We start from the raw sequence: 14,695 nt of genomic DNA on the forward strand, positions 1-14,695 counted from the left end.
AAAACAGTGCGCGACAAATGGAATTGACCTTCGTTCGCTCCTCAGCAAATGATCGCGCCTCAGGATTGCCCCCGAAAGCGGTAATGGGGCAAAAGCATTGACGCTTGATCAATGATCTAGGGAAATGAAAAAGGCCCTGCTCAGCAGGGCCTCTCAAAAAGGTGGGCGCGGGTGCCGCCGTCAGCGCGGCGCGCCAGGGGCGGTCATCGGGTCATGACACGATCGTGGCCGGATTCGTCGGCCAGGTCATCCGGATGACACCTCCGTGCTCACCCGTCGTCACCTCCACGTCGTCGACGAGACCGCTGATCACCGCGAGCCCCATCTGGTCCCGCCCGTCGGCGTCCTCGTGGTCGTCACCGGAACCGGAGCCGTGCTTCCCTGCCCCGGCGCCCGCGGGGACACCGGAAACCGGCACCTCGTCGCCGACCTCGATCGAGAAGGACTTCTCCTCCTCGGTGAGCAGGACGCGCACGGGAGCCGTGACGCCATGACTGCGGTGCAGCCCGACGGCACGGCTGCACGCCTCGCCGACGGCGAGCCTGACCTCGTCCAGCACCGCCTCGTCCACCCGTGCGCGCCGCGCCACGGCGGCCGCCACGAGGCGGGCCGTCCTGACGTGCTCGGGCTGAGCACTGAAGCGGAGTTCAACGGTGGCCATGCGGTCCCCCTCGACGTACGAGCGTGCGAGCGTGCTTCTCAGGGGCACCGGGCTGACGCCCGGCACCCTGGCCCTCCTCCGGACTCCCCGGATCCTCCGAACGCGCCGGAGTCCCCGGGGAACCCCCGCGGCGACTCAGTCGGTCGCCGCGACGGCCTCGTCGACCGTGGTGTGAATGGGGAACACCTTGGTCAGACCAGTGATCCGGAAGATCTTGAGAATGCGCTCCTGGTTGCAGACCAGGCGCAGCGAGCCTTCATGCGCGCGTACGCGCTTCAGACCGCCCACGAGCACGCCGAGGCCGGTCGAGTCGAGGAAGTCCACGCCCTCCATGTCGACAACCAGGTGGTAGCTGCCGTCGTTCACCAACTCGACCAACTGCTCGCGCAGCTTGGGCGCGGTATACACATCAATCTCGCCACCGACCTCGACGACCGTGCGGTCGCCGCCAGGGCCGGACACATTGCGAGTCGACAGGGACAGGTCCACGGATCCTCCAGCACCTTGCTATCGAGCGGTCGCCCCTCGGTCTCCCCGGCGGAGCCAGGGGACGGATCGCCAGCCGCGATGGCATTCAATCACTTACCAGCAGCCATGCACGACGCCTTGGGACCATTGTCCGTCACGCCGGTGACACACTCGGTCCCGATGGCCATGAATCACCGACCCAGACGACCCGCCGAGAGCGGGGAAACCCGCCCCTCCCCGGGTACGGTCCTCGACCGGCTCACCGCGGGGGCGGGCCGGGCTGCGCGCATCACTCATACGGAGCACTTGCCCCCCAGGCCGGGCCGCCATGCAGTCTGGCCGCACCGTATCCGGGCGGAAGTGATCAACGCCATCCAGCAGGCCGGGATCGAACACCCCTGGGCCCACCAGGCAGCCGCCGCCGAGCACGCCCTGGACGGCGAGTCGGTCGTGATCGCCACCGGAACCGCCTCCGGCAAGTCCCTCGCCTACCTCGCGCCGGTCCTCAGCGCCCTGCTGGACGGCTCGGAGGCGCCCAACGGACGGGGCACCACCGCCCTCTACCTGGCCCCGACGAAGGCCCTCGCCGCCGACCAGCGCCGCGCGGTGAAGGAGCTCGCGTCGCCGCTGGGCAACCGTGTGCGACCGGCCGTGTACGACGGTGACACCCCCGTCGAGGAGCGGGAGTGGGTCCGCCAGTACGCGAACTACGTCCTGACCAACCCGGACATGCTGCACCGGGGCATCCTCCCGTCACATCCCCGCTGGTCCTCCTTCCTGCGTTCCCTGCGCTACGTCGTGATCGACGAGTGCCACACCTACCGCGGGGTCTTCGGGTCCCACGTCGCCCAGGTGCTCCGCCGGCTGCGCCGGGTGTGCGCCCGCTACGACGCGCATCCGGTGTTCCTCCTGGCCTCGGCGACGGCCGCCGACCCCGCCGTCGCCGCCGGCCGTCTGACCGGTCTGCCCGTCACCGAGGTCTCGGACGACGCCTCGCCCCGGGGTGAGCTGGTCTTCGCGCTCTGGGAGCCACCGCTCACCGAGCTGCACGGCGAGAAGGGGGCCCCGGTGCGCCGTACGGCCACCGCGGAGACGGCGGACCTCCTGACCGACCTGACCGTCCAGGGCGTCCGCACGGTCGCCTTCGTGCGCTCACGGCGGGGCGCCGAGCTGATCTCGGTCATCAGCCAGGAGCGCCTGGCCGAGGTGGACCGGGCCCTCGCACGGCGTGTCGCCGCGTACCGGGGCGGTTACCTGCCCGAGGAACGTCGCGCCCTGGAGCGTGCCCTGCACTCGGGCGAACTGCTCGGGCTGGCCGCCACCACCGCGTTGGAACTGGGCGTCGACGTGTCCGGCCTGGACGCGGTCCTGATCTCCGGCTACCCCGGTACCCGCGCCTCGCTCTGGCAGCAGGCGGGCCGGGCCGGCCGCTCGGGACAGGGTGCCCTCGCGGTGCTGGTCGCCCGCGACGACCCGCTGGACACCTTCCTCGTCCACCATCCCGAGGCGCTGTTCCGGCAGCCCGTGGAGTCCACGGTCCTCGACCCGGACAACCCCTACGTCCTGGCACCGCACCTCTGCGCGGCCGCTGCGGAGCTGCCCCTGACGGAGCGGGACCTGGAACTGTTCGGCCCGGCCGCCCCCGGGTTGCTGCCGCAGCTGGAGAGCGCGGGGCTGCTGCGCAGGCGCACCGCCGGCTGGTACTGGACCCGCCGGGAGCGGGCAGCCGACCTCGCGGACATCCGCGGCGAGGGCGGGCGGCCCGTCCAGATCGTCGAGGCCGCCACCGGCCGGCTGCTCGGCACGGTCGACGAACCGGCGGCCCACACCGCCGTCCACGACGGCGCCGTGCATCTCCACCAGGGTCGTACGTACCTGGTGAAGCGGCTGGACCTGGAGGACTCCGTCGCCCTCGTCGAGGAGGCGAACCCGCCCTACTCCACCACCGCCCGGGACACCACCTCCATCTCCGTCCTCGAGACCGACACCGAGATCCCGTGGGGCGCCGGCCGTCTCTGCTACGGCTCCGTCGAGGTCACCAACCAGGTCGTCTCCTTCCTGCGCCGGAGGCTGATCACCGGTGAGGTGCTCGGCGAGACCAAGCTCGACCTGCCGCCGCGCACCCTGCGCACCCGTGCCGTGTGGTGGACCGTGACCGAGGACCAGCTGGACGCCGCCCGGGTGAACCCGGAGCAGCTGGGCGGGGCACTCCACGCCGCCGAGCACGCCTCCATCGGGCTCCTCCCGCTCTTCGCCACCTGCGACCGCTGGGACATCGGCGGGGTCTCCGTACCGCTGCACCCGGACACCCTGCTGCCGACCGTGTTCGTCTACGACGGGCACCCCGGTGGTGCGGGTTTCGCCGAGCGGGCCTTCCACACGGCCCGTGAGTGGCTCGGCGCGACCCTGGAGGCCATCGCCTCCTGCGAGTGCGAGGCGGGCTGTCCGTCCTGCATCCAGTCCCCCAAGTGCGGCAACGGCAACGACCCGCTCCACAAGCGCGCCGCCGTCCGCCTGCTCACCGTCCTCCTGAGGGATGCCCCGGGCGCTCCCGGTGCCGGCCCCCCTGACCCGCGAAGCGCCTCGGACGCCTCGGACGCCTCGGGCCGGAAAGCGGAGACGACCGGGGAGCCATTGGGCCGCCAGGGGGATCCGGCAGCCACGCAGGACCCGACCCCGGGCGCCCCCGAGGCCTGACGGATCTCGCCGGCCCCGGCGGAGCGCGCCGACTGCCCGAAGCGAGCCCACCGATCAGGCGGGTCCGGCCGGGCCGCCCCCGACGCCTCCAGACGGGCGGGACGGATCAGGCGGGCTTGGCGAGTCCGACGGACGGGACGGGTCCTGCAGACTGCGAGGGCCTACGAGCGGGCGGTGTCCGGCGGCGCGGGCACCGGCGGGCTGGACGGGGCCGGCGGGCCGGCGCGGGATCTGACCTCCGGCCGGTACGGGCCGAGGGCGGCGCCGGCCGTCACGTCGGCGATCTCACCGGCCACCGCGCACCGCACGACCACCGCCCCTTGTGCCCGGGCCACATGTACCGCCCAGGCACATGCCGGTCCGGCGCCTTCCAGCGCCCGGTCGGCCGCGGCGAGCGCAGCGAGGTCGGCGGCGGCACCCGCACGGTGACGGGCGACGACCGCCTGCCCCATGGCGAGCACCACGGCGAAGACCGCGCACATCGCGCACGCCGCCATGGCCACCCATACGGTCGCCGAGCCCCTGTCGCGGCTCCTCATGGTTCGCCGCCCCCCACCGCGTCCTCCGCCAGAGCGACGGCTTCGGCCGTCAGAGTGAGGGCCGCTGCCGCGGGACCGGGGCTCGCCGACTCGACCCGCACCCGCCAGAGGTCCCCGTCCCTGCCCAAGGAGATCTTCGAACCGGCCGGTGCCGCCGAACGGGCGGCCGAGAGGGCCGCGGCCTCCGGCTCCGAACGGGCGGCCGCCCGCGCGCCCGCCCTGGCGGCGTCCACGCACTGGATCTGCGCCGACGCCGCCATCAGCGCCCAGACGAGCGCCATCGTGAACACCACCAGCGCGGGCACTGCCACCGCGGCCTCTGCCGTGACGGATCCCCGGTCGGCTCCACGGCAGGAGCCCCGGAGCACGGACGCCGCGGTGCCGGAGACCTCGGAGGTGTCAGAACTGCCCATTGAGCGCCTTCCCAATGATCGATTCGAGTGCCGTGGAGACCGTGTCGCTGGTGATCACCTGATAGAGAGCCGCTGCGAAGGCGCATGCCGCGATCGTGCCCATCGCGTACTCCGAGGTCGTCATTCCGGCATCGCCCCGCGGGAGCCGGCCCGAGAGCCGGTCACGCGCCCTGGTGAGGACGTCCCTGGTCCGGGACGCGGCCCTGGTGCGTGCGAAGTCCGCAGACCTCGCCCCGGTGGATACCGCTCCCTGGGTGTTCACATCGGTCACGCTCATGTCGATCCCCTCGATGCCGAGTGCCGTTGGTGGCCTTGGTGTTTTTGATGCTGTTGACCCTGGTGGTGCTCTTGGTGCTCTTGGTGCTCTTGGTGCTGTTGGTGCTGGTGGTGCTTCGATTGGCACCGGTGCTGCTGGTGCCGCTGACGAACGCCGTCGATGCCCCGGCCATGCGCTGCTCCCTTGCGCCGCCGGTCAGTCGCCGCCGTTGCCGTGCAGCAGCCCCGTGGCCAGGCCGATCACGACGGGGGCCACCCCGATCGCGAGGAAGGCGGGCAGAAAGCAGAGCCCCACCGGTGCCGTGATCAGCACCTGGGCGCGCTGCGCCCGGGAGGCCGCGATGCGGACCTTCTCCGCCCGGAGCCCCGCAGCCAGCCGGGCGACCGGCTCCGCGGCGGGTGCTCCCGTCGCGGCTGCCTGCTCAAGACAGCGGGCGAGTCCCGACGCCCCCGGAATCTCCCCGAACCTCCCCCAGGCCCGCGCCGGTTCGCTTCCCAGCCGAAGCTCGGCCGCCGTCTGCTCCAGTCGCTCCCCGACCGGTCCGCCGAGCGACTGGCCGACCGCGAGCGCCGCCTCGCCTGGCCCGGCTCCCGCAGAGAGGCAGGCGGCCAGCAGCTCCGCGGCGAGCGGCAGTTGGTCGGAAACCCTCCTCTCCGAGGCGCCCGCCGCCCTGTCCCGTGCGCGGCCCCGCTGCCACCTCCGCAGGCCGTACGCTCCGGCAAGCCCCAGCAGACACCCGGTGATGCCCCCGGCTACGACCCAGCCGGTGAACACCGCCACGACCGGGGCCGCCCACGGCCCCACCCATGCCGGCGCGCGTACAGGCCGCCGACGGCGCAAAGTCCCGTGCCGCGCGGCGCCCGGCCCAAGGAGTGCGTGGAGCCGCCTGCGTGCCTGCCGACGACGGAGCCGCCGCACCGTCCAGGCCGCCGCCGCGGCCGGCGGAACAGCGATGCCCAGGATCCTGAGGAACTCGTCACCCACGGCCGCCCCCCGCCCGTACGATGCGCGTCGCCCAGTACAGTCCGACGGCTTCCAGCAGTCCGCCGACCAGCAGACAGCCCAGCCCTGCGGGGCTGTGCAGCAGGACGCGCACGGGATCGGCGCCGAGCGCCCAGCCCAGTGCCAGTCCGATCCCCGGGAGCAACGCCAGCACCACGACCGTCGACCATGCCCCGGCCAACTGTGCCCTCAGCGACTCCCGTTGCTCCTGCTCGGCTCTGAGAGCGGCCTCGAGCCGGTCGATTCCCGCCGCCAGACCCGCCCCACTGTCCACGGCGACGAGCCAGCAGGCGGCCAACCCGGCCAGCCCCTCTGCACCCGGTTCACCGGACGCACGCCTCAGCTCCGTCGGCACGTCCCCGCCGAACCGGGCGGCCGCCAGCACCGCCGCCTCCGCGGCACCCAGCGCCCCGGTGATCCGGCCCGCGGTCCGCAGTGCCTGTCCCGGCTGGCTGCCGGCCCTCAACTCCCCCGCGACAACGCCGCACAGAGCGATCACCGCACCGGCTCTGCCGTCCCTCGTCCTTCCGTGCTCGGACGCCCTCAGCCGCCGCCCCACCAGGGGAACCGCCACCGCACCCGCGATGAGCGGCAGCACCGACTCGCCGAGCACAGCCAGGAAAGCGCCCGCCGGCAGGCACAGCCATTCGCGCCGAAACCGACCCACGGATCGCCGCCAGCGCTCCCAGGGCCAGCGGGCGTCCGGTCGCACGGCGACGCCGGACGCCAGCACCAGCCGCGCCCTTCGCAGTCCTTCGTCCCGGCCGACCGTCAGACAGGCGGCAGCCCCCGCGCACACGACCGCATACATCGCCGCGGTCGTCATCGAGACCCCCCGATCAGGGACCGCAGTCGCTCCCAGCCTCGTTCACGGACGAAGTGCGCCGCACCCCACCGCAGCGCCGGCACGGTGACCACGAGCCCGGCCGCGTCCCGCTCCAGCACGTGGATCTCGGCAACCCGGCGCCCGCCGTCCCGCCGCCGTACGAGATGCACCACGACCGACAGTGCGGCTGCCAACTGGCTGTGCAGTGCCGCCCGGTCGAGCCCGGCCGCCGTCCCGAGGGCCTCGAGCCGCGCCGGGACGTCCGCGGCCGTGTTGGCGTGGACGGTCCCGCAGCCGCCGTCGTGACCGGTGTTCAACGCCGCCAGCAGGTCGGTCACTTCGGAACCGCGCACCTCCCCGACGACCAGCCGGTCCGGACGCATTCGAAGCGCCTGGCGCACGAGGTCGCGAAGGGTGACCAGACCCGCGCCCTCCTGGTTGGCCGGACGGGATTCGAGGCGCACGACGTGCGGATGGTCGGGACGCAGTTCCGCGGAGTCCTCCGCGAGCACGATGCGCTCGTGCTCGCCCACCAGTCCCAACAGGGTGGACAGCAGCGTCGTCTTGCCTGAGCCGGTGCCACCGCTGATCAGATACGAGACCCTGGCCTCGATCAATGCAGTGAACAGCCGGTCGCCGCCCGGCGGTACCGTGCCGGCCGCCATCAGCTCGTGCAGCGAGAAGGCCCTCGGCCGGACCACCCGCAGCGACAGACAGGTGGATCCGACCGCCACGGGAGGCAGCACCGCGTGCATCCGCGTGCCGTCGGGCAGCCTGGCGTCCACCCAGGGACGGGCGTCGTCCAGCCGCCTTCCCGCCACCGCCGCGAGCCGCTGCGCCAGCCGACGCACCGCTGCCGCGTCGGGGAAGCACACCTCGGTGAGCCGGAGTCCGCAACCCCGGTCGACCCACACCCGGTCGGGCGCCGAGACCAGCACATCGGTCACGGCGGGGTCGGCGAGGAGTGGCTCCAGGGGCCCGGTGCCGACCAGTTCGCATCGCAGTTCCTCGGCGGCGCCGAGGACCTCCGCGTCGCCGAGCAGCCGTCCCTGCGCCCGCAGCGCCGCGGCCACCCTGGCCGGAGTGGGCTCGGCCCCGCTCTCGGCGAGCCGTTGCCGTACCGCTTCCAGAAGGACCGACGTCACGCCGCACCTCCACCGGTGAGCGCCCGTGCCCAGAAGGCGGAACAGAACCTGGCCAGCGGGTCCCGCTCCCCCGCGCCCGGCGGAACTCCCGCGTCGAGATCGGCGGACAGTCCGGCCTCCAGCGGGATTTCACCGGCCAGTTGCAGTTCCAGCGCCTCCGCCACCCACCGCTCGTCCAGCCCCGGGCCCCACGGCCCTCGGACGACGAGCCGCAGATCCCCCAGCACCATGCGGACGGCCGACGCGACCCGACGTGCGGCGGAGACCGCACGCAGGTCGCCCGGCACCACGAGGAGCCCGACGTCCAACTGCGCCAGCGCCTCAGCCGTCCCTTCGTCGACTCGGCGGGGCAGGTCCACGACGACGACTCCACCGCGTCTGCGTGCCGCTGCCAGCACCGACCGCATGGCCTCCGGCGGAATCGTCACCGAGTCCCCTCGGTCCCAGCTGAGCACCCGCAGTCCGTGCACCGATGGCAGCGACTCCTCAAGCGCGCCGCCCGCGACCCGGCCTCTGGAGGCCGCGAAGTCGGGCCAGCGCCGGCCCTCCTGCTGCTCCCCGCCGAGAAGGACGTCGAGGCCGCCGCCGAGCGGATCCCCGTCGACGAGCATCGTGCGCCTGCCCTCACGGGCCGCGGTCACGGCGAGCGCGCAGGCCAGCGTGGACGCACCGGCCCCGCCACGCCCGCCGATCACACCGACGGTCAGTGCGGGCCGCCCCACGCCCTCCGCGACATCGGCGATCCTGTCGACGAGCCAGCCCTCGGCGTCGGGAAGCCGCAGCACACACTCGGCGCCGATCTCCACCGCCCGGCGCCACACCTGTGGATCGTCCTGGTCGCGCCCGACGAGGAGCACACCGCGTCTGCGAGTGGCCCCCAGACACCGGGCGGCCGCGTCATCGCCGACCAGGACCAGTGGGGCCGCTTCCCAGCCGCCCGCGTCCTCCGGCACCGCGTGATGGACCTGCGGCTCGGCGCCGGCGGCGGCGCACAGTCTCAGCAGGTCGTCCAGGAGCGCCGGATCCTCCGTAATGATCAAGGGTCCCAACCGGCGCTCGGCAGGCCCCCCGTCCCCGCCGGCGGCCCCGGCCGTGCCCCGTGGGGCGGTCCTGCCGATGGCACCGGACGTCCCGTGTCGCACCACGATGTCTCCCCCTCTCGCCGCGCTGTGGCGGCGCCTCCCGCGGAAGCCGGCCGACCGGCCCCGCGTGCGTTCCCGCACCGCTCCCACCGGAGGCGGGATCGATGCGGGATCAGTGATTCCTTCGGCCCGCGAAGTTCGCGGACGTAATCACCGTGCAGGGCAGCGGAAAATCGTGTGGATCTTGCTCCAAAAACTGTGGACGACTCACCGCTTGTGAATATCCCGTTAGCCCGTACCGGTGACTTCCGGCATGACTTCCGCAGCGCAGCGCATCAATCACGCAGAGTGACGCAAGGCGGGGAACAGCGGAGTGACGCGTTCCAGGCGTACGGAGGTGAGGACGATCAGCAGCGGAAGGCGAAAATGCGTCCGGACATGCGACGACCCCCGCCGGGGGGGAGAGCGGGGGTCGTCCCCACGGCCGACTCGGGGGGGGAGGAGTCGGACCGGGTTAGCACGGTCGCGAACGATCCGTGACTTCCATGGTGTACCCGAGAGCCTTCTCAGGCAAACCCACGCGCCCCACCTTACGCCGAATGGAGGGCGCATATGCTCTGCGTCGTGGAAAACCACTCCTTGCCGCGCACAGCAGCCTTCTTTGACCTGGACAAGACGGTCATTGCGAAGTCGTCGGCGCTGACCTTCAGCAAGTCCTTCTACCACGGTGGGCTGATCAACCGCCGCGCCGTGCTCAGAACGGCGTACACCCAGTTCGTCTTCCTCGCGGGCGGGGCCGACCACGACCAGATGGAGCGGATGCGGAAGTACCTCTCCGCGCTCTGCAAAGGCTGGAACGTGCAGCAGGTGAAGGAGATCGTCGCCGAGACCCTGCACGATCTGATCGACCCGATCATCTACGACGAGGCGGCCTCCCTGATCGAGGAGCACCACACCGCCGGCCGCGACGTCGTCATCGTCTCGAGTTCGGGCGCCGAGGTCGTCGAGCCGATCGGCGAGCTGCTGGGCGCCGACCGCGTGGTGGCCACGCGGATGGTGGTCGGCGAGGACGGCTGCTTCACCGGAGAGGTGGAGTACTACGCGTACGGACCCACCAAGGCCGAGGCGGTCAAGGAGCTCGCCGCGGCCGAGGGGTACGACCTCGAACGCTGCTACGCCTACAGCGACTCCATCACCGACGTCCCGATGCTGGAGGCCGTGGGTCATCCGTACGCGGTCAACCCCGACCGGGCACTGCGCCGTGAGGCCTCCTCACGCGGCTGGCCGACGCTCGTCTTCGTCCGCCCGGTGCGACTGAAGCAGCGCATTCCGGGCTTCACGATGCCCGCGCGCCCCGCACTCCTCGCGGCTGCGGCGGTGGGAGCGGCAGCGGCCACCGCCGGCCTCGTCTGGTACACCAACCGGCGCCGCAGCGCCGCTGCCTTTGCCCGGATTTGAGATTGAAAGTAAAAAGTGCGGTCAGGGGTTCCGCTTGTCGTACCGCTGGAGTACAAAGGAATTAACGGCCCGCGAGACCTGGGACATCCGAGAGGATCACCTTCTACGCAACAAAGGCCCCACGGACCGAGCATGGACGCTGAGCACCCACGCGACGTCGACCCGTCGATTACGGGCCAGCCGCACCAGGTGACGGGCAAAGTTCCCGACCTGATGGGCAACATCTCGAGGACGCTTGGTAACTCGGCCGACATGCCAGCGGCGGTACCAACCGGTACCGCCGCAACCCTTGCGCCCGGCGATTGGCCGCGCTCAACGCACTTTGCGAACAGTGCCCTTGGCCCGGCCGGACGATGCCCCGCCCATGGTCACGCCGCTCCTCGCTGGAGCGCCTCGCACACGGCCGTCGACTCCCGCACCCCGAGTTCGACGGCGCGGCCGCAGTGGGTGATCCAGGCGCCCATGCCCTCCGGGGTCCCGGACAGATAGCCGTCGAACGCCTCGAGGTACTCCGTACGGCCCAGCTCGGCGTGACCCACCTCGGCGGGGCAGATCGACTTGGGGTCCAGTCCGCTGCCGATGAGGACGATGCGCTCCGCCGCCCGGGCGACCAGCCCGTTGGCCGAGGAGAAGGGGCGCAGGGCGAGCAGCTCGCCGTGCACCACGGCGGCCATGACCAGTGCGGGGGCGGAACTTCCCGCGATGACCAGCCCCGAAAGCCCGTCGAGTCGCCCGGCGACCTCGTCCGCGTCCGGCAGCGGCGCCTCGATCAGGGGCTCGTCGACCTTCTCCCCCGCCAGCCGCGGCCGGCCGACCGACTCGTCGGGGGCGACGCCGCCCTCCGCGACCAGATGGAGCCGGGCCAGGACGCGCAGCGGGGACTGCCGCCAGATGGACAACAGCTGTCCCGCCTCGGCGGTCAGCCGGAGGGCGGCCCCCACGGTACGAGCCTCCGCCTCGCTCCCGAAGTCGGTGCGCCGGCGCACCTCCTCCAGCGCCCAGTCCGCGCCCGAGAGCGCGGCGGACGCCCGGGCCCCGCGGAGCGCCGCCTCGGAGGTGACCTCATTGCTGCGGCGGCGCATGACGCGGTGCCCGTAGACCCGGTCGACGGCCTTGCGCACCGAGTCCACGGCATCCGCGACCCCGGGAAGATCACCCAGTGCGGCCAAGGGGTCAGAGGCGTTCGTACTCATAGGTAGGGAGGCTACGCGCACCGGGCCCGCACCCCCACGTTGGAGTGGTCTTCTTCACGCACACCGGGCACCGTGGGCGACAATGCCGCTACCTTAGGTGAACATGAAGATCGCTTTCGTGGGAAAGGGCGGTAGCGGCAAGACGACGCTGTCCTCGCTCTTCATCCGTCACCTCGCCGCACAGCAGGCCCATGTCGTCGCGGTGGACGCCGACATCAACCAGCACCTGGGCGCGGCGCTCGGGCTCGACGAGCAGGAGGCAGCGGCGCTGCCCGCGATGGGCGCGCACCTGCCGCTCATCAAGGAGTACCTGCGCGGCACCAACCCGCGGATCACCTCCGCGGAGACCATGATCAAAACAACGCCTCCGGGAGGAGGCTCGCGGCTGCTGCGCGTCCGTGAGAACAATCCGGTCTACGACGCCTGTGCCAGGACGGTACGACTCGACGACGGGCAGATCCGGCTGATGGCGACCGGCCCGTTCACCGAGTCGGACCTCGGGGTCGCCTGCTACCACTCCAAGGTCGGGGCGGTGGAGCTGTGCCTGAACCATCTCGTCGACGGCCCGGACGAATACGTCGTGGTCGACATGACGGCGGGCTCCGACTCCTTCGCCTCCGGCATGTTCACCCGGTTCGACATGACGTTCCTCGTGGCCGAACCCACCCGCAAGGGCGTCTCGGTGTACCGGCAGTACAAGGAGTACGCCCGGGACTTCGGAGTCGCGCTCCAGGTCGTCGGCAACAAGGTGCAGGGACCGGACGATCTCGAGTTCCTGCGTGACGAGGTGGGCGACGACCTTCTCGTGACCGTCGGGCATTCGGACTGGGTGCGGTCGATGGAGAAGGGCCGTCCGCCGCGGTTCGCCCGACTGGAGGAGCCCAACCGGGCCGCGCTGCGCACGCTGCGGCAGTCGGCGGACGCGTCCTGTGCGCGGCGCGACTGGGCGCGGTACACGCGGCAGATGGTGCACTTCCATCTGAAGAACGCGGAGAGCTGGGGCAATGCGAAGACCGGGGCCGACCTGGCAGCCCAGGTCGATCCCGACTTCGTGCTCGGCGAGCAGGCAGCGCAGTTCAGCGCGCCGCAACCGGCCTGATCGCCGCGGGTCCGTCGTGCGCCAACCGGTCCGGTACGGGCCCGCGGCCGCTCGCGGCCGGCCAGACCAGACTCGTCCGGCCCGCGGCGGGAACGCCGTCCGCGATGGAGGCACCGGTGGCTGCCCCCGCGCCGGGGGCGGAGTTCGCCTCCGACGCGGTCCCTCCCCCGCCGGCGCGGGATGCGGCCGTACCGGATTCGGCCGTGCCGGATGCTGCCGTACCGGATGCTGCCGTACCGGATGCGGAAGCGCCGGATCGGGCCGGAGCCGGTACGGCCTTCGTGCCGGACCGGCCGGACGTGCTCCCGCCCGGTTTGTCGGACCCCGAGGAGGTGGCGGTCAGGAAGTCCTTCCAGCCGCTCCTCGGCGCCCGGCCGACGGGCAGGGTACGCAGTCGCCTCAGCACCTCGGGGTCCTGCGCGTCCAGCCAGTCGACGAGCTGACGGAACGACACGCATCGCACGTCACGTTGCACACAGACGAAACCGATGGTCTGCTCGACGGCGCGCACATAGGCGCCGCCGTTCCACGACTCGAAGTGGTTGCCGATGACGAGCGGCGCACGGTTGCCCATGTAGGCCCGGGTGAAGCCCTTGATCAACCCGTCGCGCATCTGGTTTCCCCAGAAGGTGTGCATGCTGGGGGCGCCCTTCGCGGTGCCCGACTGATTGATCATGAAGTTGTAGTCCGTGGACAACGTCTCGAAGGATCGGCCGGGCACGGGGACCAGCTGCAGGGAGAGGTCCCACAGTCCGTGCTTCTTGTCCGGCCAGATCTGCTCGCTGATGCCGCTGCTGTCGTAGCGGAAGCCCTGCTTCGCGGCGACCCGCAGGAAGTTGTCACGCCCCTCCAGGCAGGGCGTACGGGCGCCGATGAGCTCCCGGTCGTAGTCGAACGGCAGCGACTGCTCGTGCGGCAGGCCCGCATTGGTCCGCCACTTCTTCACGAACGACCTGGCCTGGGCGAGCTCGCTCTTCCACTCCTCGGGCGTCCAGGTGGCACCACCGCCCAGGGGACCGCAGAAGTGGCCGTTGAAGTGGGTGCCGATCTCGTTCCCGTCCAGCCAGGCGCCCCGCAGTTCGCGAACGGTGGCCTTGATGCCCTTGGTGTCGTTGAAGCCGATGTCGGAGCGGCCCCGTTCGTGCCGGGGCGGGTCGTACAACTCGGCCTTCGACTCCGGGAGCAGGTACACGCCGCTGAGGAAGTAGGTCATCGTGATGCCGTGCTTCCTGCCCACTTCCCGGAAGTGGGAGAAGAGCTTCATGTCGTCCTCGCCGGCCCCGTCCCAGGAGAACACCACGAACTGCGGCGGTTTCTGCCCCGGCTTCAGCCGCTCCGGGCGCGCCTGCCCCGGTTGTGCCCCGGTGTACGAGGTCGAGCCGTCGCCGATCTGACCGAGCTGGTTTCCCAGGGCGCCGGAGAGCCCCGACCCCCCGTCACCGCCGGAACATGCGGCGAGGCCCATGACGAGCGCGGTGGCCACGGCACCGAGAACGGCTCTCCGTGCGGCGGGCAGCATCCGTCCACCCTCTTTCGTCGTGTGCGGTGAAGTGCGATCGATACGCCCGTACGATCGCGGACCAGAACAAGGTCGCACCAAGGATCACGGAGCAGGGGAGACAGGCCGAACCGGGATGATTAATCACCGGATCGGACGCATGCGTGCCGCCGCTCACCGAGCCTGCCGGACGAGCGGGAGACCGCCTCCGGGGCCCCGCCCACCACTCGGCCACCCGCCATTCCGCAAGGGACGGGAAGCCCCGGGGTACACCCCTCACCCGAGCCGCTCACCGGGAGTGAACCGACCCGGTGTGGCATACGTGAGTACGAGTGGC

At 71.7% G+C, this 14,695-nt stretch carries 13 protein-coding genes and 1 pseudogene; 3 read left to right on the forward strand and 11 right to left on the reverse strand.

Going from position 1 to position 14,695, the window contains the following annotated elements; translation table 11 throughout:
* Window positions 1-211: 211 nt before the first annotated feature.
* The gene (locus O7595_RS14575; protein ID WP_269729117.1) at window positions 212-661 is read right to left on the reverse strand and encodes an ATP-binding protein; all 450 of its coding nucleotides are present in this window, start codon (window positions 659-661) and stop codon (window positions 212-214) included.
* Window positions 662-796: 135 nt separating this feature from the next.
* On the reverse strand, window positions 797-1,150 hold the full coding sequence (locus O7595_RS14580; protein ID WP_003967428.1) for an STAS domain-containing protein: 354 nt from the start codon (window positions 1,148-1,150) through the stop codon (window positions 797-799).
* Between the two features lie 78 nt (window positions 1,151-1,228).
* On the opposite strand from O7595_RS14580, the gene O7595_RS14585 reads away from it, so the two are divergent.
* On the forward strand, window positions 1,229-3,826 hold the full coding sequence (locus tag O7595_RS14585) for a DEAD/DEAH box helicase (protein ID WP_269729122.1): 2,598 nt from the start codon (window positions 1,229-1,231) through the stop codon (window positions 3,824-3,826).
* A 161-nt stretch (window positions 3,827-3,987) separates the two neighbouring features.
* Here O7595_RS14585 and O7595_RS14590 read toward each other — a convergent pair whose 3' ends face one another.
* From O7595_RS14590 to ssd, 7 genes are all read right to left on the reverse strand, one after another.
* A complete protein-coding gene (locus O7595_RS14590; RefSeq protein WP_269729123.1) occupies window positions 3,988-4,365 on the reverse strand; it encodes an Rv3654c family TadE-like protein in 378 nt (125 codons plus the stop codon).
* Window positions 4,362-4,778, reverse strand: a complete 417-nt coding sequence (locus O7595_RS14595) for a TadE family type IV pilus minor pilin (protein ID WP_269729124.1) — start codon at window positions 4,776-4,778, stop codon at window positions 4,362-4,364. Before O7595_RS14595 ends, O7595_RS14590 begins: the two co-directional genes overlap by 4 nt.
* A complete protein-coding gene (locus O7595_RS14600) occupies window positions 4,765-5,055 on the reverse strand; it encodes a DUF4244 domain-containing protein (protein ID WP_269729125.1) in 291 nt (96 codons plus the stop codon). The genes O7595_RS14595 and O7595_RS14600 overlap by 14 nt, the downstream gene beginning before the upstream one ends.
* 195 nt (window positions 5,056-5,250) lie before the next feature.
* Window positions 5,251-6,039 (reverse strand): type II secretion system F family protein, encoded by a 789-nt coding sequence (locus O7595_RS14605; protein WP_269729126.1) that lies wholly within the window; start codon window positions 6,037-6,039, stop codon window positions 5,251-5,253.
* Window positions 6,032-6,883 carry a type II secretion system F family protein gene (locus O7595_RS14610; RefSeq protein ID WP_269729127.1) on the reverse strand — a complete coding sequence of 284 codons (852 nt, stop codon included), beginning with the start codon at window positions 6,881-6,883 and terminating at the stop codon, window positions 6,032-6,034. Before O7595_RS14610 ends, O7595_RS14605 begins: the two co-directional genes overlap by 8 nt.
* Complete coding sequence (locus O7595_RS14615) at window positions 6,880-8,028, reverse strand: TadA family conjugal transfer-associated ATPase (protein ID WP_269729128.1); 1,149 nt, start codon at window positions 8,026-8,028, stop codon at window positions 6,880-6,882. The genes O7595_RS14610 and O7595_RS14615 overlap by 4 nt, the downstream gene beginning before the upstream one ends.
* The gene (ssd, locus tag O7595_RS14620; protein WP_269729129.1) at window positions 8,025-9,077 is read right to left on the reverse strand and encodes a septum site-determining protein Ssd; all 1,053 of its coding nucleotides are present in this window, start codon (window positions 9,075-9,077) and stop codon (window positions 8,025-8,027) included. The genes O7595_RS14615 and ssd overlap by 4 nt, the downstream gene beginning before the upstream one ends.
* A 645-nt stretch (window positions 9,078-9,722) precedes the next feature.
* Between ssd and O7595_RS14625 the strand changes: the two genes are divergently transcribed.
* Window positions 9,723-10,568, forward strand: a complete 846-nt coding sequence (locus tag O7595_RS14625) for an HAD family hydrolase (protein ID WP_269729130.1) — start codon at window positions 9,723-9,725, stop codon at window positions 10,566-10,568.
* 368 nt (window positions 10,569-10,936) lie between these two features.
* On the opposite strand, the gene O7595_RS14630 is transcribed toward O7595_RS14625, so the two are convergent.
* Window positions 10,937-11,761, reverse strand: a complete 825-nt coding sequence (locus O7595_RS14630; RefSeq protein ID WP_269729131.1) for an oxidoreductase — start codon at window positions 11,759-11,761, stop codon at window positions 10,937-10,939.
* 103 nt (window positions 11,762-11,864) lie between these two features.
* Here O7595_RS14630 and O7595_RS14635 point away from each other — a divergent pair, with 103 nt between their 5' ends.
* Window positions 11,865-12,860 (forward strand): ATP-binding protein, encoded by a 996-nt coding sequence (locus O7595_RS14635; protein ID WP_269729132.1) that lies wholly within the window; start codon window positions 11,865-11,867, stop codon window positions 12,858-12,860.
* Between the two features lie 250 nt (window positions 12,861-13,110).
* Here the strand turns inward: O7595_RS14635 and O7595_RS14640 are convergent.
* A pseudogene (locus O7595_RS14640) lies at window positions 13,111-14,379 on the reverse strand (hypothetical protein); the annotation flags it as partial.
* Between the last annotated feature and the right edge of the window lie 316 nt (window positions 14,380-14,695).

It is taken from the genome of Streptomyces sp. WMMC940, from assembly GCF_027460265.1.
In the GTDB taxonomy this organism is placed as follows: domain Bacteria; phylum Actinomycetota; class Actinomycetes; order Streptomycetales; family Streptomycetaceae; genus Streptomyces.